The 22317-nt window shown below is 42.1% G+C and carries 20 protein-coding genes; 17 read left to right on the top strand and 3 right to left on the bottom strand.

Features of this window, described 5'->3' with window-relative positions:
• Positions 1–118: 118 nt before the first annotated feature.
• From QM873_RS00475 to QM873_RS00465, 3 genes are all read right to left on the bottom strand, one after another.
• Complete coding sequence (locus QM873_RS00475; RefSeq protein WP_414278616.1) at positions 119–1336, bottom strand: MFS transporter; 1218 nt, start codon at positions 1334–1336, stop codon at positions 119–121.
• On the bottom strand, positions 1333–1509 hold the full coding sequence (locus QM873_RS00470) for a hypothetical protein (protein ID WP_414278615.1): 177 nt from the start codon (positions 1507–1509) through the stop codon (positions 1333–1335). Before QM873_RS00470 ends, QM873_RS00475 begins: the two co-directional genes overlap by 4 nt.
• 263 nt (positions 1510–1772) lie before the next feature.
• A complete protein-coding gene (locus QM873_RS00465; protein WP_414278614.1) occupies positions 1773–2633 on the bottom strand; it encodes a helix-turn-helix domain-containing protein in 861 nt (286 codons plus the stop codon).
• Between the two features lie 206 nt (positions 2634–2839).
• Between QM873_RS00465 and QM873_RS00460 the strand changes: the two genes are divergently transcribed.
• From QM873_RS00460 to QM873_RS00380, 17 genes are all read left to right on the top strand, one after another.
• Positions 2840–3379 (top strand): DUF177 domain-containing protein, encoded by a 540-nt coding sequence (locus QM873_RS00460; protein ID WP_195323663.1) that lies wholly within the window; start codon positions 2840–2842, stop codon positions 3377–3379.
• Positions 3380–3503: 124 nt separating this feature from the next.
• Complete coding sequence (locus QM873_RS00455) at positions 3504–4982, top strand: flotillin family protein (RefSeq protein ID WP_003005145.1); 1479 nt, start codon at positions 3504–3506, stop codon at positions 4980–4982.
• Positions 4983–5151: 169 nt separating this feature from the next.
• Positions 5152–6576 (top strand): NADP-dependent phosphogluconate dehydrogenase, encoded by a 1425-nt coding sequence (gene gndA / locus QM873_RS00450; RefSeq protein ID WP_006151777.1) that lies wholly within the window; start codon positions 5152–5154, stop codon positions 6574–6576.
• 9 nt (positions 6577–6585) lie between these two features.
• Entirely contained in the window at positions 6586–7275 is a 690-nt protein-coding gene (locus QM873_RS00445) for a response regulator transcription factor (protein ID WP_129822395.1), read from the top strand.
• A gap of 276 nt (positions 7276–7551) precedes the next feature.
• On the top strand, positions 7552–9741 hold the full coding sequence (locus tag QM873_RS00440) for a PTS transporter subunit IIBC (protein WP_154854190.1): 2190 nt from the start codon (positions 7552–7554) through the stop codon (positions 9739–9741).
• Positions 9742–9804: 63 nt separating this feature from the next.
• Positions 9805–10620, top strand: coding sequence for an endonuclease/exonuclease/phosphatase family protein (locus tag QM873_RS00435; protein ID WP_129822394.1), 816 nt, complete (start codon positions 9805–9807; stop codon positions 10618–10620).
• A 113-nt stretch (positions 10621–10733) separates the two neighbouring features.
• Positions 10734–11207 carry a transcriptional regulator NrdR gene (nrdR, locus tag QM873_RS00430; protein ID WP_006595763.1) on the top strand — a complete coding sequence of 158 codons (474 nt, stop codon included), beginning with the start codon at positions 10734–10736 and terminating at the stop codon, positions 11205–11207.
• Positions 11208–12380 (top strand): replication initiation and membrane attachment family protein, encoded by a 1173-nt coding sequence (locus QM873_RS00425; protein ID WP_195213674.1) that lies wholly within the window; start codon positions 11208–11210, stop codon positions 12378–12380. It begins immediately after the preceding gene.
• On the top strand, positions 12381–13280 hold the full coding sequence (gene dnaI / locus QM873_RS00420; RefSeq protein ID WP_414278613.1) for a primosomal protein DnaI: 900 nt from the start codon (positions 12381–12383) through the stop codon (positions 13278–13280).
• Positions 13277–13993, top strand: coding sequence for an NADPH-dependent oxidoreductase (locus QM873_RS00415; protein WP_414278612.1), 717 nt, complete (start codon positions 13277–13279; stop codon positions 13991–13993). Before dnaI ends, QM873_RS00415 begins: the two co-directional genes overlap by 4 nt.
• A 16-nt stretch (positions 13994–14009) precedes the next feature.
• Complete coding sequence (gene der, locus QM873_RS00410) at positions 14010–15320, top strand: ribosome biogenesis GTPase Der (RefSeq protein WP_414278611.1); 1311 nt, start codon at positions 14010–14012, stop codon at positions 15318–15320.
• 6 nt (positions 15321–15326) lie between these two features.
• Positions 15327–15773: a hypothetical protein gene (locus QM873_RS00405; RefSeq protein ID WP_129270178.1), complete on the top strand. Its 447-nt coding sequence runs from the start codon at positions 15327–15329 to the stop codon at positions 15771–15773.
• Between the two features lie 401 nt (positions 15774–16174).
• Entirely contained in the window at positions 16175–19270 is a 3096-nt protein-coding gene (locus tag QM873_RS00400; RefSeq protein ID WP_414278610.1) for a DEAD/DEAH box helicase, read from the top strand.
• A gap of 57 nt (positions 19271–19327) precedes the next feature.
• On the top strand, positions 19328–19996 hold the full coding sequence (locus QM873_RS00395; protein ID WP_023027160.1) for a hypothetical protein: 669 nt from the start codon (positions 19328–19330) through the stop codon (positions 19994–19996).
• A 14-nt stretch (positions 19997–20010) separates the two neighbouring features.
• Positions 20011–21345 carry a UDP-N-acetylmuramate--L-alanine ligase gene (gene murC / locus QM873_RS00390; RefSeq protein ID WP_006595771.1) on the top strand — a complete coding sequence of 445 codons (1335 nt, stop codon included), beginning with the start codon at positions 20011–20013 and terminating at the stop codon, positions 21343–21345.
• Positions 21346–21354: 9 nt separating this feature from the next.
• Entirely contained in the window at positions 21355–21783 is a 429-nt protein-coding gene (locus tag QM873_RS00385; RefSeq protein ID WP_023027159.1) for a GNAT family N-acetyltransferase, read from the top strand.
• 12 nt (positions 21784–21795) lie between these two features.
• A complete protein-coding gene (locus QM873_RS00380) occupies positions 21796–22296 on the top strand; it encodes a GNAT family N-acetyltransferase (protein WP_414278609.1) in 501 nt (166 codons plus the stop codon).
• The last annotated feature ends 21 nt before the right edge of the window (positions 22297–22317 follow it).

The raw sequence follows: 22317 nt of genomic DNA, 5'->3' as shown, positions 1-22317 counted from the left end.
GTTTCAGTAGATGATTGAATAACTCTAAAGAATAAAAAGTATTTATCTTTATAGAAGTTAATAGAATTGTATAAAAGATAACTTTGTCTTTAAGCTCAATCCACCCAATGGTGGGTTTTTATTTAGTTGTTAAGAGGAGGGTAGTGAAACCAAGGATAGCAAAGATCCCCCAAGCTAGGGGAAGGCTCCAGATAGCTAGACTAGAAAAGAGAGCTGTCCCAAGTGGCATGGCAAAGCTGACCATCAGTCCCAAAAAGCTAGAGGTAGACGCTAATTTTTCAGCGGGTAATTTACTCATTAAAAGACTGGAAACTTTTGGGTTGATTTTTGCAACAAGATAACCAAGGAAAGTGATGAGTAGAAGGGAAAGGAAATCCCAGTGCACCAGAATATTTGTGAGCCCAAGCATAGTCAGCCCACCTGCTATCCAAAGGAGGATATGGTGGAGGCTTTGCTTGGAAAAATAATCGTGAGGTGTCAGACTAGCCCAGACCATGCTTAAAATAGTTACAACCTCTAAGATCAAGAGGGATTGGCTAAAGCTCAACTGAAAGAAGGGGGAGTGAAGCAGTTGCAAATTGTAGATACCAGAGATGGATCCCCCTAAAGCATTGATGAGAACCAAAGAGAAGAGCAACTTGCCAAAGTGGTGAACGTCCTCATCTGCAAAAATATTTTTGGCATTGGAATACATCTCTTGGCATTCGTGTACCAAAGAATTCTTGACTTGAGGATCAATGATGGGATCATGTGTCAGCTGCTTTTTTCTCAGCAGGAGACAAGTGGAAGACAGGAGAAAAGTCACTGCATTGATCGAAGCGACCAGGGCAAAATGTTGATGGCTGATGGCTAGTAGCCAAACCCCTAGGGCTTGTCCAGAAATCGAGCAGACCATACTTAGCAGTTGGTTGAAGGAATAGGCTTCCATCAAATCCTCGCTAGAGATGTTCTTTTTCATGATGGGGAGTTGTAGCCCCCCGCGATAATCGCTCAAACAATCTGAAACAATGTTTAAGAAGCAAACAATCGAAAAGGCTAGGTAACCTGGAATCTTGGTCATGAGCGCAATAAGGATGAAGAGCATCGCTTGGAGATAACCGATACGGATCAACCAGTAAGCTTTTTTCTTCGTATGATCAGCCTTCATGCCAACAAAAATGCTAAAGAGGCTTGGAATAAACACAATGAGATTAGCAATGCCAACCGCCAGACTAGGCTGAGGCATGCTGGCAGCAAAGACCACGAAGACCAGATTGTAGATGGCGGCACCAAGGGTATTCAAAAAGCGAGAAAGACTGAGTAAGGCAAAAATTTTATTTCGAGCTAAGAGTTTCATAAGCCTTCCTCCTTCACGTGATCAGTGGGTAGAGCTTGTTTGATGGATCGAAAGATTTGTTTTAAGACTTGTAATTTCTCATCATCAGAGAGAAGAAGTTTCTGATCTTTTAGGTAGACGCTGGTATGCTTGAGAAACAAATGAAGTAAGTATCTTTTTAGTTTGATCATCATGGAAGGGGCCTTCTTTCTTTGATTGATGATCCTATTGTAGACCTCAAAAACAAGAAAAACAAAATGTTGCATATTTTCAACAAAAAGAGGCTGGGACAAAATCCTAGCCTCTCAATTGTCTTTGGATTGTCGAGCAAGACGCAGTGGTTGAGTGGGCTCTACTACGCTGATTTCATCAGCTTTTACAGCCCTACTCAACTGTGCGGAGGTGGGACGACGAAATCGAATTCTAACGAATTACCGATTTCTGTCCCACTCTCTTTTCAGGATTCCTTGATCAGTTCTTGCAGGCCCTGTTTGTAGTAGTTGGCACTGTCCTTACAATCCAGAATAGAGAGAACCTGGATGGCCTGCTCCATCTTTTCAAGACCAGCTTCTTTTTCACCCTTCCGATAAAGAAATTCTCCTTTGGCGTAGAGATAAACCGTCCGAAGGTAGGCTTCGTTCTCAGAGTAAAAGTGGTTGTTAATCAGGTGATCAAAATAGGTTGCATCTTCAAATTCATTTGAATTAATGGCCAGAAAAAAGCCATTAAGGAAAATAGAATTGATGGCAGGACGAGAGGAATCTAGGAGAAGCTTGAAATCCTCACGTTGGACCAACTCCACTGTGTATTGTCGATAGAGCTGACTAGAGAAAAGAGGAGAGGTCAGTGAAAATAGGCTTAACTCAAAATTTCCCCAGATCATGACAGAGAAGAGATAGTCATAGAGGAAATCTAGTTCCTCTTGGCTAGCGGCCAACTCTACCTCAGGATAGTTGCCAAGCATTTGGGCCTTGAGAATAATGCTGGCTAATAAGTCTTCTTTTTTGTGATCTTTCTGATAGGCTAGCTGGTAGCTTTGGTACAAGGCTTGATCATGTTCCAAGCTCATGTTTTCATAGTGCTCTTTCAACAATTTGGGAATAAAAGAGTGCTGATCGATTCCAGCTAGATGGGAAAACTCACTGAGGCTGGTTTTGATTTGTTGAAGGGCCTGAAAAAACCGTTGCGTCGTCAGGTCATTTTCCCCTCTTTCAAATCGAGATAACATGGAGCGCGAAAATTCACCACCTGTAGCCTCCTCTAAAGAGATGTGGCGACTTTCACGTATTTGCCGAAAAACTGCTCCGATTTCTTTCATGAATTCTCCTCTATCTAACATTGCTCAATGCCCTAGCAAGTGAACCTCTTTTGTCCAAGAGATGGTGGGACCCTTGTGTACAACACCAATTTGCCTAGTCTCTGTATCTTTTTTCATGATTATAACAAATTTTTGAGGAGACATCTTGGTTGAAGGGACAGCTTCATGATATACTAGTAGTATCTAGAAGATTTGAGGACAAAAGAATGAACTTATTTACACAAGAAATCCGTAAAAATCCTGAAGGACTAGCATTTAATCAAGAGTTGGATTTGTTAAAGGATCTGCAAAAGCGCAATCCAGAAATTCTTGATTTGAAGAATGTGACAGCGACAGGGGGAGTAGCCTATGATACAGGTCTTTATGTCTTGGATTACCAGTTGACCTACACCATCGTTTTGGCCTCTAGCCGAAGCATGGAACCCGTTGAGCTTCAAGAGAGCTATCCTGTGACAGAGGTGTTCGCTGAGGACGCACAGTCAGAGGCAGATATCGAAGCTCTTGAGGAAGATCTGATCCTTCCCATCGAAGGGGGCAGAATTGATCTGAGTGAAAGCGTGGCAGATAATATCCTGCTCAATATTCCTCTCAAGGTTCTCACTCCGGAAGAAGAGGCCGGACACGGCTTTATCGAGGGCAATGATTGGAAAATCATGACAGAAGAAGAGTACCAAGAAGCTCAAGCGGTTAAGAAAGAAGAAAATAGTCCTTTTGCTGGTCTCCAAGGTTTATTTGAGGAAGAATAGGCTAGGGATGACATATTAAAAATCTAAACATAAATACAGGTCTTTTCTTTGAGGAAAAGATTTCTTTTGATATACTAAGATTTATAAACAACAGAGGGGAGACCTCTGAAAAAAGGAGAAAAGTATGGATACATTATTTATTCCAGGCTGGTTGATAACCGGCCTAATAGTCGCAGTTATTATTTTGATTTTGCTTGTTAAAGGTTATGTGAACGCTAAACCCAACGAAGTCGTGGTCATTACAGGTCTTCGGAAACAACGTCACTTGCGTGGGAAAGCTGGCTTTATGATTCCCTTTGTCGAACAACGCTCTTATCTTGATATTGAGCAATTCTCGACAGATGTTCGGACGTCAGAAGCAGTCCCAACACTGGACTTCATTAACGTCCGTGCCGATGCAGCTGTTAAATTAAAAATTGGTACAACCGATGAAATGATTGCCCGGGCTGCAGAAAACTTCTTGAACTGGAATACGACAGATATTTCCAATTCTGTCCAAGATGTCTTGGAAGGAAACTTGCGGGAAGTGATCGGTCAGATGGAGCTCCGTAAGATGGTCAATGACCGTCAAGAGTTTGCTTCAAAAGTGCAGGACAACGTAGCACCAGACTTGGCCAAAATGGGTCTGGAAGTCATCGCTTTTACGGTTCAATCCTTCTCTGATGAAGGGGGAGTCATCGATAACCTCGGGATTGAAAATGTTGAAACCATCAAGAAAGATGCCTTGATTGCCAAAGCCAAAGCGGAACGCGAACGCAAGGAAGTCGAAGCAGAACAAGATAAATTAGCCAACGACAAACGCGTCGCTGCTGATCTTGAAATCGCGCAAAAACAAAACGAATTAAAACTCAAACAAGCAGCCCTCAAGCAAGAAGCAGATATTGCCCAAGCAAAAGCAGATGCCGCTAAAGGGATTGAGGCAGAAGTGCAACGTCGTGAACAAGAGCGCGTGGCAGCCGAAGCCAATATCATGAAACAGGAAAAAGAAGCGGAAGTCAAAGAGCGCGAAGTTAAGGTTCGTGAGCAAGAATTGGATGCCAACATCCGCAAACAAGCTGAAGCTGAAAAATATGCGCGTCAACAAGCTGCAGAAGCAGAATTGATCGAACGCCAACGCAAGGCGGAAGCAGAACTCTTCGAAACACAAAAAGAAGCAGAAGCTCGGAAAGCCCAAGCCGAAGCTGAGAAATTCGCCCAATTGCAAGAGGCCGAAGCTATTGAAGCCAAAGGTCGCGCCGAGGCCGAAGCCATTCGCTTGAAACTGGAAGCGGAAGCCAAAGGTTTGGACCAAAAGGCCGAAGCAATGAAGAAAATGCAAGAAGCAGCCATTACTGAAATGGTCGTTGACAAGTTGCCTGAAATTGCGCGTGCTGTCGCAGAACCATTAACCAAGGTGGATAAGATCACCATGTACGGGGAAGGCAATGCTTCTAAGATGGTGGGCGATATTATGCAAAGTATCGACCAAGTCTCTCAAGGAGCTGGATTTGATATTCGTCAATTGCTAGCAGGAGCTCTTGGAGTTAATATGACGGTCAACAAACTCAAAGAAGGAGAACAACCGGTCATTGAAGCAGAAGAGTTAGCTTCAAAAGAAGATTAATGTCATTCATCAGAAAGTGTCTGAGGACTGTAACTCAGGCACTTTTTGTTTTTTGCTTCAAAGTAGATAGGAGCTATCTTTCTACATGAAGGGGCAGGGTATGATTTTCTACTTTCATTTGATGTCAAAAAATGGTAGAATAAAGGCAAACTATAAAGAGGAGTGTCACATGACAAAAGCAAACTTTGGTGTTGTTGGTATGGCCGTAATGGGTCGTAACCTTGCCCTTAATATTGAATCTCGTGGATACACAGTTGCTATCTATAACCGTAGTAAAGAAAAAACAGAAGATGTTGTTGCTTGCCATCCTGAAAAGAACTTTGTGCCAAGCTATGATATCGAAAGCTTTGTAAACTCAATTGAAAAACCACGTCGTATCATGCTTATGGTTCAAGCAGGACCTGGTACAGATGCAACCATCCAAGCCCTTCTTCCACACTTGGATAAAGGCGATATCTTGATTGACGGAGGAAACACTTTCTACAAAGATACTATCCGTCGTAATGAAGAGTTGGCCAACTCTGGTATCAACTTTATCGGTACTGGTGTCTCTGGTGGTGAAAAAGGTGCCCTTGAAGGTCCTTCTATCATGCCTGGTGGACAAAAAGAAGCGTATGAATTGGTAGCAGACGTTCTTGAAGAAATCTCTGCCAAAGCACCAGAAGATGGCAAACCATGTGTGACTTACATCGGTCCTGATGGAGCTGGTCACTACGTGAAAATGGTCCACAACGGTATCGAGTATGGGGACATGCAATTGATCGCAGAAAGCTATGATTTGATGCAACACTTGCTTGGACTTTCAGCTCAAGATATGGCTGAAATCTTCACTGAGTGGAACAAGGGCGAATTGGACAGCTACTTGATCGAAATCACGGCTGACATCCTTGGACGTAAAGATGATGAAGGTCAAGATGGCCCAATCGTAGACTACATCTTGGATGCCGCAGGAAACAAGGGAACTGGTAAATGGACTAGCCAATCAGCGCTTGACCTTGGTGTGCCATTGTCACTCATTACGGAGTCAGTATTTGCCCGTTACATCTCTACATACAAAGAAGAACGTGTACACGCTAGCAAGGTGCTTCCAAAACCAGCTGCTTTCAAATTTGAAGGTGATAAGGCTGAGTTGATCGAAAAGATCCGTCAAGCCCTTTACTTCTCAAAAATCATTTCATACGCACAAGGTTTTGCACAATTGCGTGTTGCATCTAAAGAAAACAACTGGAACTTGCCATTTGCAGACATCGCTTCTATCTGGCGTGATGGCTGTATCATCCGTTCTCGTTTCTTGCAAAAGATCACGGATGCATACAACCGTGATGCAGACCTTGCTAACCTTCTTTTGGATGAGTACTTCTTGGATGTCACTGCTAAGTATCAACAATCTGTTCGTGATATCGTAGCTCTTGCTGTTCAAGCTGGTGTGCCAGTCCCAACCTTCTCAGCAGCTATCACTTACTTTGATAGCTACCGTTCAGCGGATCTTCCAGCGAACTTGATCCAGGCACAACGTGACTACTTCGGTGCTCACACATACCAACGTAAGGATAAAGAAGGTACCTTCCACTATTCTTGGTACGACGAAAAATAATTGTAGGTTATGACAAAGCGGATATTACTAGTAGAAAATGAAAAGAATTTAGCGCGCTTTATTGATTTAGAACTTCAGAAAGCAGGCTATGTAGTTGATTTGGTAGAACAAGGGGAACTCGCCTTGAAACTCCTGCAGGCTACAGAATATGATTTAATTCTTCTCAATTACGAACTAGAAGATATGAGTGGGGAAGAGTTTGCCCAGCGTCTGAGCAAGATTCGTCCTGCAGCAGTCTTGATTGTCTTGGATAGTCGTGAGAAAATTTCAGAGCATATGGAGAGTATCCAACGATTTGCAGTATCTTATGTCATCAAACCATTCGTGATCAGTGATTTGGTTGAGAAAATCATCGCTATTTTTAGAGGTCGTGATTTTATTGACCAACATTGTAATCAGATGAAAGCTCCTACTTCCTATCGAAATTTGCGTATTGATGTCGAGAATCATATGGTGTATCGGGGAGAAGAAGTGATTGACCTGACACGTCGAGAATATGACCTGTTAGCGACTTTGATGGGAAGCAAACATGTCCTTAGTCGGGAGCAACTCTTAGAGCGGGTGTGGAAATATGAGAGTACAGCAGAAACCAATATCGTTGATGTCTATATTCGCTATCTTCGTGGGAAAATAGATCTTCCAGGACAAAAGAGCTATATCAAAACTGTCCGAGGTGTCGGCTACCAAATGCAAGAATAACAACAATCCCTTTGATGAGAAATCTCAAAGGGATTTTTTTGTTTGTCAAAAAGGAAGAAAGAAAAATTTTTTAAAAAAATTTTTTTAAAATCTTGTGAAAGAAGCAAACGTTTGCCTGGATTACAGTATTTCCAAGGCCTTTGTATATAATGTTTGTGAATTAAAAATTTACATGTAAGGGCTTTACAAAAAGAAAAAAAGTGGTATAATAGTAAGTGAAATATGCAAACGTTTTCTCGTATTGCGGGCATTTCAATTTTATAAGGAGGTCGAATGATGAATAAACAATCATTCAAAAGTCTATTAAGCTTTGAATTTTGGCAAAAATTCGGTAAAGCGTTGATGGTGGTCATTGCAGTTATGCCGGCGGCAGGTCTGATGATCAGTCTTGGTAAAACCATTGCAATGATTAATCCAGAACTTGGTTTCTTGGTAACTACCGGTGGTGTTCTTGAACAGATCGGTTGGGGGGTTATCGGAAACCTCCACATCCTCTTTGCTCTCGCTATCGGTGGTAGCTGGGCGAAAGAACGTGCGGGTGGGGCCTTTGCAGCAGGTCTATCCTTTATCCTGATTAACCGGATCACTGGTGTGATGTTCGGTGTAACAGGAGATATGCTGAAAGATCCAGAAGCGAAGGTGAAAACACTTCTTGGTGGATCTATCAAGGTTGCTGATTACTTCACGAGTGTGTTAGAATCACCTGCCTTGAATATGGGAGTTTTCGTTGGGATTATTGCCGGTTTTGTAGGGGCAACAGCCTTTAACAAATACTACAACTACCGCAAGTTACCAGATGCCCTATCATTCTTTAACGGGAAACGCTTTGTTCCATTTGTCGTTATCCTTCGTTCTGCAATTGTGGCTCTTATCTTGTCATTCTTATGGCCAGTAGTCCAAACAGGAATTAACAACTTTGGTATTTGGATTGCTAACTCAAAAGAGACTGCTCCAATCTTAGCACCATTTGCTTTCGGTACCTTGGAACGTCTCTTGCTTCCATTTGGTCTTCACCACATGTTGACTATCCCAATCAACTATACTCAATTGGGTGGTACTTATGAAGTGTTAACTGGTGCAGCAAAAGGCACTCAAGTATTTGGTCAAGATCCACTTTGGTTGGCTTGGATTACAGACTTAGGAAATACAAAAGTTTCTGACCCTGCTACTTACCAACACTTGTTGGATACTGTCACACCTGCTCGTTTCAAAGTGGGACAAATGATCGGTTCATTCGGTATCTTGATGGGGGTTGCCCTTGCCATTTACCGTAATGTAGACCCTGATAAGAAACACAAATACAAAGGGATGATGATTGCGACTGCTCTTGCAACCTTCCTCACAGGGGTTACAGAACCAATCGAGTACATGTTTATGTTCGTAGCAATGCCTCTTTACCTCGTTTATGCAGTGGTACAAGGTGCAGCCTTCGCGATGGCAGATATCGTCAATCTCCGTGTCCATTCATTTGGATCAATTGAGTTCTTGACTCGTACACCAATGACCATTAAAGCTGGTATTGGTATGGATATCATTAATTTCATCTGGGTAACTGTACTTTTTGCAGTGATCATGTACTTCATTGCAAACTTCATGATCCAGAAATTTAACTACGCAACTCCTGGACGTAATGGAAACTACGAACAAGCTGAGGGTGGTGCAGAAGAGTCTGAAACTTCAGGTTCAAGTAAAGTGGCTGCTGCTTCTCAAGCGGTTAACATCATTAACCTTCTTGGTGGTCGTGCCAATATCGTCGATGTAGATGCATGTATGACTCGTCTTCGTGTTACTGTTAAAGACGAAACTAAAGTCGGAACAGAAGAACAATGGAAGGCTGAAGGAGCAATGGGACTTGTCATGAAAGGACAAGGTGTCCAAGCGATTTACGGTCCAAAAGCGGACGTCTTGAAATCAGATATCCAAGATTTGTTAGACTCAGGTGAAGTGATTCCTGAAACTCTTCCAAGTCAAAAGACAGCGGTTCAACAAGCAGAAGTTGCCTTTAAAGGGGTGACGGAAGAAGTTCACTCAGTTGCTGAAGGACAAGTCATTGAATTAGAAAAAGTTCAAGATCCAGTCTTCTCACAAAAAATGATGGGTGACGGATTTGCAGTTGAACCAGCAAATGGTCAGATTGTTTCACCAGTAGCTGGTAAGGTGACAAGCGTCTTCCCTACCAAACATGCGCTTGGTTTGGTAACAGAATCTGGTCTTGAAGTCCTCGTTCATATCGGTCTTGATACTGTAAGTTTGGAAGGTAAACCTTTCACAGTGAAGGTAGAAGAAGGCCAAACAGTGGCAGCGGGAGACCTATTGGTAGAAGCAGATTTGGATGCTATTCGTGAAGCTGGACGTGCAACTTCAACAGTTGTAGTCTTCACAAATGGTGCAGCAATTAAATCTGTTACTCTTACACAAACTGGTCAACTTCCAGCAGATGCTGTGGTTGCTAAGGTTGAATTATAATCTATGAGAGTTATTCCTTGTATCTATTGGATACAGGGAATTCTCTATTAGGAGAGTAGGATCATGAAATTTTTAACTTTAAACACTCATAGTTGGATGGAAGAAAATCCCCAACAAAAATTTGAGGACTTATTAAAAGACATTCTTGAAAAGCAATACGACTTGATTTGTTTCCAAGAAATTAATCAGACCATCGAAAGTCCAGTTGTTCCTGTTAATGACTTGTACCATCCAACTCCTTCTTCGGAGCCGATCCATCAGGATCACTATGTTCGTTGTTTAGTTGAAAAATTAGAAGAAGAAGGATTGAGCTACCACTGGACCTGGGCTTATAACCATATCGGCTATGACCGTTATCATGAAGGTGTGGCGATTCTATCGCGTACCCCAATCCAGGCAAGCGAACTCTTGGTTTCAGATGTGAATGATCCAACAGATTATCATACACGACGGATTGCCATTGCAGAAACCCAAGTTGATGGGAAAGACATTGCTGTTGCCAGTGTTCACCTCTCTTGGTGGGACAAAGGCTTCCAGCAAGAGTGGGCGCGTTTAGAAGAACGCTTTAGCCAATTGCAAAAGCCTTTGATTTTAGCTGGGGACTTTAATAATCCAGCTGGGCAAGAAGGTTATGAAGCCATTTTAGCGAGCCCGCTAGCTCTTCAAGATAGCTTTATTGAAGCTCGCCAGACCAAGGGGACTTACACTGTAGGTCCTGGAATTGATGGATGGGATGATAATCAAGTACCCTTGCGGATTGATTATATTTTCACCTCAAAAGAATGGGTTATCGAACGGCTAGAAGTTGTGTTTGATGGTTCTAGTCAGCCTCTCGTCAGCGACCATTATGGTTTGTCAGCTGACTTGTATTTACCATAATATTCAAATCCCTATCCCTCCAGGAGGCTAGGGATTTTCTTTATTTCCCTTGCTTTCACTTTAGCCCTAAATATGATAGAATAAAGTATTAAGAAACGATAAGGAGGGTGTCCATGCGGTGTCCAAAATGTGGCGGAAATAAGTCTAGTGTTGTAGATAGTCGCCAGGCAGAAGATGGAAAAACGATTCGTAGAAGAAGAGAATGTGATGAATGTCATCATCGCTTCACCACTTATGAACGAGTAGAAGAGCGGACTCTTGTTGTGGTGAAAAAAGATGGCACCCGGGAACAGTTTTCTAGAGATAAAATATTTAATGGGATTATTCGATCTGCTCAGAAACGTCCCGTGTCGAGTGACGAAATTGAGGAAATTGTGGGGCGAATCGAACAAAAGATTCGTAGTCAGAGTGAAAATGAGATCCAGAGTGACTATATCGGATCACTTGTCATGGACGAGTTAGCAGAATTGGACGAAATTACCTATGTTCGATTTGCGAGTGTCTATCGTAGTTTCAAGGATGTTGGTGAATTGGAAAGTCTCTTAAAGCAGATTACCAAAGGAACGAAGAAGAAAAAGGAAAAATAGATGAAGCCCAATACTTCATTTTCTTTCTTGAAGAATAATTATTTAGCGCCTACAGGAGCCTCTTTCACGCATCTGTATGGACCAATATTAGGTGTTCAAGCAAGTCAATTATATACTTTTCTGCTGAGTCTCTATGATCAGGGGAAAGAAAAACGGCTGATTGCTGTTGTTTTAAATCATTTGGATCTAGGTTTCGCTCATTTTCTCGAAAGTCTAGACCGTTTGATTGCCATGAATTTACTAGAGGTTTTTGAGACAGATGAAGGAATTCAGTTCCGATTTTTGGCTCCGCTAGAAGCAGATCAATTTTTCGCGAATATCGCTTATCAGAAGTTGCTGGAGAAAAAAATAGGAGAAGCAGCAGTTCGTGACTTGCTTCCTGAAAAACCAGAGGGAGAGAAACGGAAGGTGAACTTTGCCTCTATTTTTGGGATTGATGGTGTTTCGACCCCTCAGAGGAAAGTATCTTCCTTCAGTTTAGAGCACTTTAAACAATTAATGGTACGGGATGGCCTTCGTTTTGAGAACGAACAAGAGGACCTCTTAGTTCTTTATGCCATCACCGAAGAGAAGAATTGGACTTGGTACGAGACCTATCTGTTGGCCAAGGAGACAGCGGTTAATTTGGTCATTTCGACCAAACGGATGAGACAAAAACTGACCCAAGAGCCACAAGAAAAAGGTAAGGATGAGTTCACTCCGCAGGAAAGGGCCATTATCCGGGAAGCTAAAAATAAGACCAGTCGTCAATTTTTAGCAGGAATAAAAAAAGCGCGTAAGGCTGTTGTGACCCAATCAGAACGCCAAGTAATTTCTGACTTGGCCCGTTTAGGCCTGTTAGATGAAGTTATAAATGTGATCTTGTTGTTTACCTTTAACAAGGTTGCTTCCGCCAATCTCAATGAAAAGTATGCCTTAAAAGTTGGAAATGACTTTGCTTATGAGGGGATAAAGACGGCTGAGGAGGCCGTTCTGAAGATCCGCCAGCGCCAAGACTCCCATTTACAAAAAGCAAAAGAGAAAGTAGCTAAGAGTGGGTCAGCGACAGGAAAGACCAATGTTCCGAAGTGGAGTCAGCCTAACTATACCAATCAGACTAGCCAAGAAGAACAGGCTAATCTGGAACAACAAAAACGAGCCTTGCTCGAGAAATTAAATCAAGGAGGGGAGTAAATGGAGAGCGTAGGGAAAACCATGTCCCAGATGAATCGATCACAGCAGTTCAATTATGAAGAATTGGTAGCTCAAATTCTCGCCGAACCTGAGATTGCAACCTTTATTCAAAAGGAGGGTTTATCGGATGTAGAAATCCGTCGTAGCATTTCCAAATTTAACCAATACATCAGTGAGCGCAATCGCTTTGTCCTTGGGGATGCAGATTATATTGCAAGAGGGTATAAGCCTGTTTTAGTCATGAATGAAGGTTATGCGGATGTTTCCTATGAGGAGACACCTGAATTAATCGAGGCACAAAAACAAGCCGCTATCAATAGACGCTTGCAGCTGATCAACTTACCAAGCACCTTGAAGGAAGCTTCCTTAGCGAAAGTCGACTTGGATGATCGTGGGCGTTTTGGAGCCTTTGAAGAGTTGGCCAATTTTGTTGCTTCCTATCCTCAAGCTCGTAAAGGGATTTTTCTATATGGAGATTTCGGAGTTGGGAAAAGCTATATGATGGCAGCTCTTGCTCATGACTTGTCTGAAAAACGGCAAGCATCTTCAACTCTCTTGCATTTCCCAAGCTTTGTTATCGATGTCAAAAATGCCATTAATACAGGGCAAGTAAAAGAGATGTTGGATCAGGTCAAGAAGGCTGAAATCTTGATTCTTGATGATATTGGGGCAGAGCAAATGTCGCCTTGGGTCCGGGATGAAGTCTTGCAAGTGATTTTGCAACATCGGATGCAGGAGATTCTTCCAACCTTCTTTACTTCGAATTTCAATTTTGAAGATTTAGAACGTCATTTTGCTACATCTCGGAATGGAGATGAGACTTGGCAAGCCAAACGTGTTATGGAGCGAATTAAGTTCCTGGCTAAAGAAGTGCGCCTAGAAGGAGAAAATCGCCGATGAATCCTGTTATTGATTTGATGAAATCTCATTCCTCTGTCCGTCGTTTTAAGGAGGAGGACATCAAAGAGGAAGACCTTCAAGCGATCCTAACAGCAGGACAGATGGCTTCTTCTTGGAAGAACTTCCAGTCTTATTCCATTATCTTAGTGAGAAGCCAGGAGAAGAAAGATGCGCTCTATCAATTCGTCCCTCAGGAGGCGATTCGTCAATGCTCTGTTTTCTTACTGTTTGTAGGAGATCTTAACCGAGCTGAAAAAGGGGTTCGGATGCATACGGATCAATTCCATCCAGAAGGACCAGATAATTTATTGATTACTTCTGTAGATGCGGCCTTGGCAGGTCAGAATACCTTGCTGGCTGCTGAAAGTCTAGGCTACGGAGGAGTCATTATTGGTTTGGTTCGGTATGAAGCGGCTGAAGTGGCCAAACTATTTAACTTACCAGACTACACCTATCCTGTCTTTGGGATGGCTTTAGGAGTGCCAAATCAGAACCATCCTGTGAAGCCCCGCCTTCCTTTGGAAGCTGTTGTCTTCGAAGAAAGTTACCAGGAGCAGACTCCTGAAGTGATTGAAGCCTTTAATCGAGTACAGACTGCCTATGCTGGAGCACGGGCAACGGATACTTGGAGCCAACGCTTGGCTGCCCAATTTGGACAGGAAGAACCAGCTGCTACGGCAGAATTATTAAAGAAACACCAACTAGAAAAATAAGAGAAAAGAGGACACCATGGCTTTACCTACTGTTGCCATTGTAGGACGTCCAAATGTCGGGAAGTCAACGCTCTTTAACCGGATTGCCGGTGAGCGGATTTCCATTGTCGAGGATGTCGAAGGGGTTACTCGGGACCGTATTTATGCAACGGCAGAGTGGCTCAACCACCAATTTAGTATTATTGATACTGGCGGGATTGATGACGTGGACGCACCTTTCATGGAGCAAATCAAGCACCAAGCGGAGATTGCCATGGATGAAGCAGACGTCATTGTCTTTGTCGTATCTGGAAAAGAAGGGATTACCGATGCAGATGAGTATGTCGCTCGGATGCTCTACAAGACCCACAAACCAGTCATTTTAGCGGTCAATAAAGTGGATAATCCAGAGATGCGAACTGACATCTATGATTTCTACGCTCTTGGCCTGGGAGAACCCTTGCCAGTGTCATCTGTGCACGGGATTGGTACAGGGGATGTCTTGGATGCTATTGTTGAAAACCTTCCGACGGATCGTGAACCAGAAAATCCAGATGTCATTAAGTTCAGCTTGATTGGCCGCCCAAATGTCGGAAAATCTAGTCTGATCAATGCCATCCTTGGGGAAGACCGCGTCATTGCCAGTCCTGTAGCAGGGACTACGCGGGATGCGATTGACACCCATTTCACGGATGCAGAAGGCCAAGAGTACACCATGATTGATACAGCCGGAATGCGAAAATCTGGTAAGGTCTATGAAAATACAGAGAAATATTCTGTGATGAGGGCTATGAGGGCTATCGATCGCTCGGATGTGGTCTTGATAGTCTTGAACGCAGAAGAAGGAATCCGCGAGTACGATAAGCGGATTGCCGGATTTGCCCATGAAGCTGGAAAAGGGATGATCATCGTGGTCAATAAGTGGGATACCCTTGAAAAGGATAACCACACCATGAAGCAATGGGAAGATGATATTCGAGATCAATTCCAATACTTATCTTATGCACCTATTATCTTTGTCTCTGCTTTGACCAAGCAACGCTTGCACAAGTTACCAGATATGATCAAGCAGATCAGTGAGAGCCAAAATACACGGATTCCTTCAGCTGTCTTGAACGATGTTATCATGGATGCCATTGCCATTAATCCGACACCGACAGATAAAGGAAAACGTCTAAAAATCTTCTATGCGACTCAGGTTGCTACCAAGCCACCAACCTTTGTGGTCTTTGTCAATGAAGAAGAGCTTATGCACTTTTCTTATCTTCGTTTCTTGGAAAATCAAATTCGGAAAGCCTTTGTCTTTGAAGGAACCCCAATCCATTTGATTGCTCGGAAACGGAAGTAGGTATTTATGAAAATTTTGAAACAAGGACTCATGTTGGCTGTCCCATTCGTTGTGTTTCTAGGACTAACAGCTTGTAGCATTGAAAGAGAAGAAACCTATGAGAAAAAAGATAAAGACATTCTTCTTCGAGTGACGATTCGACATAGAGCCAATCAAATGATCTCTGAAGAGTTTTGGGCTGATAATTTTAATGTAAATATTGAAGATGACTCTGAGTTCGAATATATTAAAAAAGAAATTGTTGAACCTAAAAAAGGAATTTCGGGCTATACAACAGATGTGAGTCGGACGAAAGAGGGTGGACTGATGATTCATACCAAGATCGTCTACCAAGACTTAGATATTGAAGCCTTAAATAAAGCCAACGATGAGAAAAAAACGTTTGGAGAACTGGCCAACTATTCAGAACATATCAAAAATTTCAAAAAAGAAGGCTATAAGAGAATAAAATAAAAGGAACACACTTGGTGTTCCTTTTAAAATGTAAACAAACCATTTTTAACATAAAATAGCTAGCTATATTTCAAATAATGACTTTTATTTTTGGAGTCATTCAAGTAGATCTGAAACTTTCCGCCGTGAGAAAAGTGCTAGAAACAAGATTGTTTCTAGCACTCGGGAGTTTTGGAACCTTGGGTCCAAAACTAAGTCATGGAACTTCATAGAAGTTCGCTGACGTCCGTACTCACCTAAGGGAAGTTTCTAAGAATAACTCTTCTTTAATTTGAATGGAAAAAGAAAAGTGGAGTAGGTGATAGTAAAATCAGGCATTGAATTCTTCACAATTCTTTGTCTTTTTTTTCTATTTTAGAGGGGATATGATATAATAAAGGGATAAACATAAGGTGGTAAATATGGCAAAATTAATTCCTGGGAAAATCCGTTCAGAAGGAATCCTTCTCTATGAAAACGGGAAAGTATCCCTACAGGAAATGAAGAATCAGTACCTCTATTTCAGAATTGACAATGAGTCCCTCCGCTATAGTCTAGATGATCAAGCAATTTTTTGTAGTTGTGAGTTTTTCCAGAAGAAAAAATTCTGTGTGCATTTAGCCGCAGGAGAAGCCTTTTTAAAAAATGATGAAGAAGGGAAGGAACTCTTGCTTGGTTTGGAGCAAGATGCAACAGAAAGTCAAGAAACAAAGGAAAAAGTATCTTTTGGAAGTTTGTTTTTAGATCAAGTCCTACCAAAAATTGAAAGCAAAGAAGTCCGTTTTGGTCTCTCAGCAACCGGTCATGTAGACGACTATTCCGGTCAGTTTTTGTGGACCCTTCGTATCTATCGCAGACCGGATGAGAGATCTTATGTGGTGCGGGATGTTGTAGCTTTTTTGCAAGCCATCAGAAAACAGTCCCATTTTGCGATTGGAAAAAGTTATTACGAGCCGATTTCCTACGCAGCATTTGACCCTGAAAGTCGTGCCTTAATTCGATTCTTAGAAGGCTTGTTATCGGGAGATACGGTGCATGATGCCCTCTTCTTTCCAAATGGGGGTCGTCATCTTTACTTTCCAATGAGTTTCTTTGAAGAAGCTGTGCAATTATTGATGGACCTACCGTCCTTTACCCTTGAAGTCGGACTGGATACCTATCAGGAAGTATTCTTTCAAGAACTCCAGGAAGATTCAGGCTTGTTTTCTTTCCAAGTAGTGGAAATGAAGGAGTTTATCGAACTACAGGTCAAAGTGGCTTCCTATAAAATGGTGGAAGGTCGCTTTCTTTTGGCAAATGGCCATTTTTATCAAATATCACCGCTTCAAAAGATTTTGATTGAGGCTGTGCAGAGTTTACCCCTCTCCAGTGATCAGAAAAGACATGTTCAATTTGATTTGTCTGATCAGACCAAATTAACCTATAGCTTAGAGCAATTCAGGAAAATTGGTGAGGTGAAAGCACCAAGTAATTTCTATATTCACGATTTTCAACCTCACTTTGCTTTTGATTTATCGGAGCAAGGAGAAGTGCTGCTGGATCTAGTTTTTGTCTACGAGGACCGTATCGTTCGCTCTGAGAAAGAACTTAAGGATCTGCCTTATTCCAGTAATTTTGATAAGGAACGTTTGGTTTTTGAAACCATCTTGACAGCTGGCTTTACCAATCAATTTCAAACAAAACGAGCTCCTCTCCTTCCCAAGCAGATCTATCCCTTCTTTCAGCAGACCCTTCCCTTGTTTGAAGAACTGGGAGAGGTCGAAGTTTCGGATAAGTTGTTAGATCTGTATCAGGTTGAAAAGCCAAAGATTGCCATTCAAACCAGTGGTCGTCTCCTTGAGATTGGTTTTGAATTTGACTCCATTGATCCCTCTGAGGTTGAGCAAGTGATGAGTGCCTTGGTTGAGAAGAATGACTATTATATCAGTCAATCAGGAAAGGTTCTAATCTTTGATGAAGAAACCAAGCGGATCAGTCAGACTTTATTGAATCTTCGTGCAAAGAAGACAAAAACAGGTCAGTTACAAACCAATCGCATTGCAGCCTTCCAGCTCTCCCAGTTATTTGAGTTAGCTGACAATGTCCGATTTTCTGAAGAGTTTCGTCATTTGGCTCATGATTTGATTCATCCAGAGCAATTTCCATTAGGTAAGCTGCAAGTAACAGCTAAACTACGAGATTATCAGGAAGTAGGAGTCCGCTGGCTATCCATGCTCAATCACTACGGCTTTGGGGGAATTTTGGCAGATGATATGGGACTTGGAAAGACACTCCAGACTATTGCCTTTCTCTCGAGTGTTGTGACAGCAGATTCTAAGATTTTGATCTTAGCTCCATCTAGTTTAATCTATAATTGGAAAGAGGAGTTCGAAAAGTTCGCCCCACAAATGAAAGTAGAGGTCATTTATGGCCTTAAAGCAAGTCGCGACGAGATTATTGCAAGCAATCCTCAGGTAGCGATTACCAGTTATGCTTCCTTCCGTCAGGACGTAGAGCAATACGAAAAAAATCAGTACCAATACTTAATCTTGGATGAAGCGCAGGTCATGAAAAATTCCCAAACCAAAATTGCTCAATACTTACGGAAATTCGATGTTCCTCATACTTTTGCTTTGTCGGGAACACCAATAGAAAACCATGTGGAGGAACTCTGGTCGATTTTCCAAATTGTTCTTCCTGGTTTATTTCCCGGTAAAAAAGAATTTAAACAATTGAGTCCAGAGACCATTTCTCACTACGTCAAGCCTTTTATCATGAGACGGAAAAAAAGTGAAGTCTTGCAGGAACTTCCGGATCTGATAGAGATGACCTATAAGAATGAATTGGCTGACGATCAAAAAACAATCTATTTGGCTCAGTTGAAGCAAATGCAAGACCGCATTCTAAGCTCTTCTGAAGAGGAACTCAATCGCAGTAAGATGGAAATCTTATCTGGCCTGATGCGTCTTCGTCAAATTTGTGATACGCCATCCCTCTTTTTAGAGGATTATACTGGGGAAAGCGGGAAGTTGGATAGCCTTCGAGAACTGCTAGAGCAGATCAAAGACGGCAACCAACGTGTCTTGATCTTCTCACAATTTAGGGGTATGTTGGATATCATTGAAAAAGAGTTGGATGCTCTGAAGATGACTTCTTTTAAAATCACGGGATCTACGCCAGCTAATGAACGCCAAGACATGACCAATGCCTTTAATTCCGGTCAAGGAGATGCCTTTCTCATTTCCTTGAAAGCAGGTGGAGTTGGTTTGAATTTGACAGGTGCGGACACGGTTATTCTAGTTGACCTATGGTGGAACCCTGCGGTAGAAGATCAAGCCATTGGCCGTGCCCATCGAATGGGACAAGATAAGAATGTTGAGGTCTACCGGATGATCACTCGAGGGACCATTGAAGAAAAAATACAAGAGCTCCAGACCAGCAAACGTCATTTAGTTTCTACCATATTAGATGGTACCGAAACGCGCTCTAGTCTTTCTATTGAAGAAATTCGGGAAATTTTGGGTATTTCGGTGGAATAACTTGAAAAATAAAATGAATAGTTTATAATTAATGAAGTGTCGAAAGGAAGAAGAAGGATGACGGATAAGCATTTCCCACAAGTAGCAGATGATGAAATCATGCTAACTCAAATGCCCCATATGAATTTATATGATGACGGGGACTTCATTAGTAATATTCTTGGAGAGTATACAGATAAAAATTATTTAGAATGGGAGCCGATTGCTACTGGAAAGACTGCAGAGCAGCCCTATCAGAAATCCCTTCAAAAGTCTCTTCAAAAACCATTTGAAGTGCCCAAGTCAAGAAGGCAGCCAATGGCTCCGGATTTCAAGGAACCTGTTGATAAAAAGAGCCCGGCAAATCGCTACGCAGAAGAGGCGCGTGAAGCAGCGCGAGCTGATTTGAAAAAGAAGCGAACGGCTCCTTATTTAACAGCAGATATTGCCTCTAAACCCAATCGGAAAAAATTCACCCCTTCTTTCATACCAAAAGTGAAGCCAACAGCTCCTTTTCAAAAAGAAAATCCAGGTGAATTAATCAAATATGGCGAGCGACTGAAACAAGAGCAATTGATTCTTTTAGAGGAGGCAGAGGAACTTCCGGTTCAAGAGTCTCACCAAGAAGAAAAGCCAAAGAAGAATAATTATGATTTCTTGAAAAAGAGTCAAATCTATAACAAGGATCATCAAAACATCCAAACGAGACCCATTAAACAAGAACTCGATGTGACCAATCTGGACTAGCAGGAGGAGAAACTATGTCAAAAACATTTCATTTTATCGGAATAAAAGGAGCAGGTATGAGCGCCTTGGCTCTGATGCTCCATCAGATGGGACACACTGTACAAGGATCTGATGTGGAGAAATACTACTTTACACAAAGAGGTTTAGAGCAGGCAGGGATTACCATTTTACCATTCAGTGAAGAAAATCTTACCGGTGATCAAATCTTGATCGCAGGGAATGCGTTTAAACCTGAAAATAATGTAGAGATTGCTTATGCAGATGCTCAAGGCTACACCTATCAACGCTACCATGAATTCTTGGGTGAATTTATGCGTGATTTTGTCAGCATGGGAGTAGCAGGAGCTCACGGGAAAACTTCTACTACAGGGATTTTGTCCCATGTCTTGTCTAATATCACAGATACCAGCTATTTGATTGGTGATGGAACTGGCCGTGGTTCCAAAGGTGCTAAGTACTTTGTCTTTGAATCAGACGAGTACGAACGTCACTTTATGCCTTACCACCCAGAGTATTCGATTATCACCAATATTGATTTTGACCATCCTGACTACTTTACTGGCCTAGAAGATGTCTTTAATGCCTTCAATGATTATGCCAAACAAATCTCCAAAGCCTTGTTCATCTATGGGGAAGATCCTGAGCTTCGTCGGATTACAGCTAATGCCCCAATCTATTACTATGGCTTTGAAGAAGAGGGCAATGATTTTGTAGCCAGTGATCTCTTGCGTTCTACTACTGGATCAACCTTTACTGTTCACTTCCGTGGAGAAGATTTGGGACAGTTCCAAATCCCATCCTTCGGACGTCACAATATCATGAATGCTACAGCGGTCGTTGGTTTGCTTTATATCGCTGGATTCGATCTTGATTTAGTTCGGGAACACTTAAAAACATTTGGCGGGGTCAAACGTCGCTTTACAGAAAAGATTGTCAACGATACCGTCATCATTGATGACTTTGCCCACCATCCAACTGAAATCATTGCTACTTTGGATGCGGCACGTCAAAAGTATCCAAGTAAGGAAATCGTAGCGGTCTTCCAACCTCATACCTTTACTCGGACGATTGCTCTCTTGGATGAATTTGCGGATGCCTTGAACCAGGCCGATGCAGTTTACTTGGCACAGATTTATGGATCAGCCCGTGAAGTGGATCATGGGGATGTAAAAGTGGAAGATCTAGAAGCGAAAATCATCAAGAAATCAGGTGTGATTACAGCTGAAAACGTTTCTCCACTCTTGGATCATGACAATGCTGTCTATGTCTTCATGGGAGCAGGAGATATCCAGACCTATGAATATTCATTTGAACGTTTACTTGGGAACTTGACCAATAACGTTCAATAAGGAGATACCATGCAACCAAACCTTAGGATTCGGTTTGCTAAAGAAATTGATTGGGATGAGATCGAACAGATCACGTCCCAAAATTTTTCTTTTCAAAGTGCTAAACGACAAGAACTGAACGGATTCAGGACCCTGGTCTTGGAATTTGAAGAGCAAGTGATTGGGAGTTGCCTGATTCAAACAGAGGATCAGCTCGAAAATCCCTCTTTAAAATTATTGTGGTTGGAAATTCTTCCAAACTTTAGAAAACAAGGTTTTGGTACCTTGTTACTGGCCTCACTCAAGTCTCTTGTAGCTCAAGAATCCTTGTTAGGAATTCATGTGCTCTGCCAGGAAGAACTGATTCCGTATTTTGAAATGAATGATTTCCAACTAGAGATAGGGGATAACGAAGAAGGAGTTGAGGGCTATCAACTAAGTTGGTGCCTGTCCCTATAGAAAGGAAGAAAAATGAACATTCGTCGTGCAACTATTGATGATTTAGAAGCCATTCTTGCCATAGAACTGGAAAATTTTAGTCCAGAAGAAGCAATAGATGAGACAGTGCTTGCCAAACATATCGAATCGTTTCATAATAGCTTTTTAGTGGCTGAAAAGGATGGCCAGCTCCTAGGCTATCTAGAAGGACCAGTTACTCAAAAGAGATATGTGGATGACCGTTCTTTTACAGTGGATGTAAGGGATGAGTCGCATCTAGCAGGAGGTTTTATTACCATTACAAGTCTTTCGATAGCTCAGTCTGCACAAGGCTTAGGGGTTGGGAAAGCCCTGCTTGAGACCATGAAGAGGGTTGCTTTAGAAGAAGGACGGGAAGGGATCAGCCTGACCTGTCATGATTACTTGATTGAGTATTATGAAAGGAACTGCTTTGTAAACGAAGGTCGCTCGGCCTCTAACTATGCTGGGGAAGTCTGGTACGATTTAGTATGGGAGGTCCCATCAAGTAAGTAATCAATAGGATTTGAGGCCCTC

The sequence above is a fragment of the Streptococcus australis genome, from assembly GCF_047463015.1.
Taxonomy (GTDB): Bacteria; Bacillota; Bacilli; order Lactobacillales; family Streptococcaceae; genus Streptococcus; species Streptococcus australis_F.
This window is presented reverse-complemented; position numbering and strand designations above follow the sequence as displayed.

Excerpts from the sequence above, each read along its gene's own strand:
- nrdR (WP_006595763.1), top strand. The coding sequence starts at position 10,734 with ATGCGGTGTCCAAAATGTGGCGGAAATAAGTCTAGTGTTGTAGATAGT.
- QM873_RS00445 (WP_129822395.1), top strand. The coding sequence starts at position 6,586 with ATGACAAAGCGGATATTACTAGTAGAAAATGAAAAGAATTTAGCGCGC.
- QM873_RS00380 (WP_414278609.1), top strand. The coding sequence starts at position 21,796 with ATGAACATTCGTCGTGCAACTATTGATGATTTAGAAGCCATTCTTGCC.
- QM873_RS00465 (WP_414278614.1), bottom strand. The coding sequence starts at position 2,633 with ATGAAAGAAATCGGAGCAGTTTTTCGGCAAATACGTGAAAGTCGCCAC.
- der (WP_414278611.1), top strand. The coding sequence starts at position 14,010 with ATGGCTTTACCTACTGTTGCCATTGTAGGACGTCCAAATGTCGGGAAG.
- QM873_RS00425 (WP_195213674.1), top strand. The coding sequence starts at position 11,208 with ATGAAGCCCAATACTTCATTTTCTTTCTTGAAGAATAATTATTTAGCG.
- QM873_RS00475 (WP_414278616.1), bottom strand. The coding sequence starts at position 1,336 with ATGAAACTCTTAGCTCGAAATAAAATTTTTGCCTTACTCAGTCTTTCT.
- murC (WP_006595771.1), top strand. The coding sequence starts at position 20,011 with ATGTCAAAAACATTTCATTTTATCGGAATAAAAGGAGCAGGTATGAGC.
- QM873_RS00395 (WP_023027160.1), top strand. The coding sequence starts at position 19,328 with ATGACGGATAAGCATTTCCCACAAGTAGCAGATGATGAAATCATGCTA.
- QM873_RS00435 (WP_129822394.1), top strand. The coding sequence starts at position 9,805 with ATGAAATTTTTAACTTTAAACACTCATAGTTGGATGGAAGAAAATCCC.
- dnaI (WP_414278613.1), top strand. The coding sequence starts at position 12,381 with ATGGAGAGCGTAGGGAAAACCATGTCCCAGATGAATCGATCACAGCAG.
- QM873_RS00440 (WP_154854190.1), top strand. The coding sequence starts at position 7,552 with ATGAATAAACAATCATTCAAAAGTCTATTAAGCTTTGAATTTTGGCAA.
- QM873_RS00415 (WP_414278612.1), top strand. The coding sequence starts at position 13,277 with ATGAATCCTGTTATTGATTTGATGAAATCTCATTCCTCTGTCCGTCGT.
- QM873_RS00400 (WP_414278610.1), top strand. The coding sequence starts at position 16,175 with ATGGCAAAATTAATTCCTGGGAAAATCCGTTCAGAAGGAATCCTTCTC.
- QM873_RS00385 (WP_023027159.1), top strand. The coding sequence starts at position 21,355 with ATGCAACCAAACCTTAGGATTCGGTTTGCTAAAGAAATTGATTGGGAT.
- QM873_RS00455 (WP_003005145.1), top strand. The coding sequence starts at position 3,504 with ATGGATACATTATTTATTCCAGGCTGGTTGATAACCGGCCTAATAGTC.
- QM873_RS00470 (WP_414278615.1), bottom strand. The coding sequence starts at position 1,509 with ATGATGATCAAACTAAAAAGATACTTACTTCATTTGTTTCTCAAGCAT.
- QM873_RS00405 (WP_129270178.1), top strand. The coding sequence starts at position 15,327 with ATGAAAATTTTGAAACAAGGACTCATGTTGGCTGTCCCATTCGTTGTG.
- QM873_RS00460 (WP_195323663.1), top strand. The coding sequence starts at position 2,840 with ATGAACTTATTTACACAAGAAATCCGTAAAAATCCTGAAGGACTAGCA.
- gndA (WP_006151777.1), top strand. The coding sequence starts at position 5,152 with ATGACAAAAGCAAACTTTGGTGTTGTTGGTATGGCCGTAATGGGTCGT.